This window comes from Vibrio sp. 1159, assembly GCF_033340395.1.
Taxonomy (GTDB): Bacteria; Pseudomonadota; Gammaproteobacteria; order Enterobacterales; family Vibrionaceae; genus Vibrio; species Vibrio alginolyticus.
This window is the reverse complement of sequence record NZ_JAWOWL010000082.1, coordinates 1-1,948: the sequence shown is the minus strand read 5'-3', so window position 1 is coordinate 1,948 and position 1,948 is coordinate 1. Positions and strand designations below refer to the sequence as shown.

At 40.5% G+C, this 1,948-nt stretch carries 2 protein-coding genes; one reads left to right on the top strand and one right to left on the bottom strand.

Translation table 11 applies throughout. The annotated features are described in order from the left end of the window. Positions 1 to 1,346 (bottom strand): hypothetical protein (locus tag R7127_RS26000; RefSeq protein ID WP_318148659.1); only part of this gene is annotated, 1,346 nt, incomplete at its 3' end. 349 nt (positions 1,347 to 1,695) lie between these two features. On the opposite strand from R7127_RS26000, the gene R7127_RS25995 reads away from it, so the two are divergent. Further along, entirely contained in the window at positions 1,696 to 1,884 is a 189-nt protein-coding gene (locus R7127_RS25995; protein WP_104975198.1) for a hypothetical protein, read from the top strand. Positions 1,885 to 1,948 lie beyond the last annotated feature (64 nt).

Sequence of the window (1,948 nt, the reverse complement as noted above, 5' to 3'; positions counted from 1 at the left end):
AATTCTGGAGAGTTGAATAGTGAAGCGTTGTATTTTGTCGCTTTAAGGTTGTTTTGGCTGCTCACTTGCTTATTCTCATCCAATTTATGAAACGACAAATGATGTTGCTTGTTTAGATTCACTAACACGCCAGTGGCAAGGCATCGCTCATAGAACGTCTTAAATGCCTTGTTTCTGGCTTCCTTATGTTCGCTTGGTGGTATTTGACCTAACTCTTGAGAAAGTGCCTTATTCACAGCGTTAAGGTTGTTTAACAGTACCGTTTCCATCTTTTCGACTGGCGTTGTATTGCCGTAGCGTTGGCTTTGCTGGTCAAACTGGTGTTGTTTAACGAAGCGCTTTAACGATAGTTTCAACTTTCTGTTGATGAACGTCTCAATGCTCAGTGTGATTGGTACGTCTTGTTGCTGTATTTCAATTTGTTGATTGGGTTTAACCTTGATTGATAACCCCTCCTTCTGTAATTCAGCGATTTTTGCATGTAACGGATCATCGCTGTTTAACACTTCACTGAGTAACCCCTCTAAATCCCTGAACATTTTTCTAACTTCAAGCCAGTTTTGGCAATGATCTAAAAGGTATGTCAGATAGTCCCTACGAGCGGTTCTTGCTTGGTTCTTTTGCTGACCTGTCGCAACGCCTTGCTTTAAATACTGGGCGAATTGCTTTTCAATTTGCTTATGAACCTTTTGCTTTGTTTCAGAGAAATAACGTGGGTTCATGTAGCGTTGAGTTGTTGGACAAAAAGCATGGGTATAAAAATGGATGTGCGGATTTGCTTCCCCTTCAATATGAAAATTCGAGACAAGCTCAATCTCTTCTGGCTTAGTCTTTTTCCCTTTAATTTTCTGCTCTTTTTTTATCTGGTTGTAGTAGCTTGCAAGATAGTGGCGAGTGATGTTTTCCATCATCGCTTTGGCTTGTGCTTCGTTACCACCAGATGCTTTTAATAACCTTTGGTATTCCGCTTGGGTAAAGCTCAATGAGCCTTGATAGTTGAACAGTTTCTGAGGATCTAAACATTCTTGGTAATCGTCCAGTTGCTTGGCTTTACGGCTGTTTTTCACGTAATGCTGAGTTATGTAGCAATGCTGCTCTAAACAGTAGGTGTTTACCAATTCAGACAGTTCAGGTTGGCTGAGAGATGCGCCTTTGTGCGTTAGTAATGCACCTAAATCGGGTTGATTTGGGTTTAGAGAAAAGGAAAGGTTGCAGCGCTTGTCGGAGTAGCGCTTGGTCTTCTTATCTGTGATGAGGTAAAGGATGTGGTTGGTTAACGAGCCTGTGTTTTTCCCTTTTCGTTTGTTGTCGCAAGAGAAAGCGACTTTCTTCATCTTGATGATCATAAGTAAACGTCCATGTATACTTATGTCGTATCATGAGAGCGCAAAATGTCAAATAATCCGTATTGCAGGATAAACCCAGAGCCGTTTGTAAAAGTGGCAGCTTTTACTGTTGATGTTTCATTGTGCCTGATGGCAGCCAGCGTACCGCTCTCGTTGTCCCAAGACAGAATGATAAGCGAACGGTTAGAAAGTAAAACTAATATACTGGTGTGACCAGCGTCATAATAAACTGCATTCACACTGTGCATCTATACGGTATTTTCACATTTTTATTCAAACCATCAAAATTAGCCACTTAAATGTCCTACATTAAAATTGTGGTTATTAAGTTAAAAGGATGTTACTTGATATGTGTGATAAGAAGTGTATGAACTACAATGAAGTTCAAGGGACATGTGAACTGATTGAGCGTAGTGATTTATCAGAGCTGGAAGCGTTGATGAATGGCCCAAATGAAACGTTGGCTGCTTTCTTACTGAAAAACAACTGTGGTGGGGATTTTCGTGCAATGTACCACTGTGCCCGAGATGGCTGCTAAGCTCGATTCCTGAGTTATTGTACTTTTAATATCTGGTTAATTTTTTGATCTACTCGAAATTGCT

Excerpts from the sequence above, each read along its gene's own strand:
- R7127_RS25995 (WP_104975198.1), top strand. The coding sequence starts at position 1,696 with ATGTGTGATAAGAAGTGTATGAACTACAATGAAGTTCAAGGGACATGT.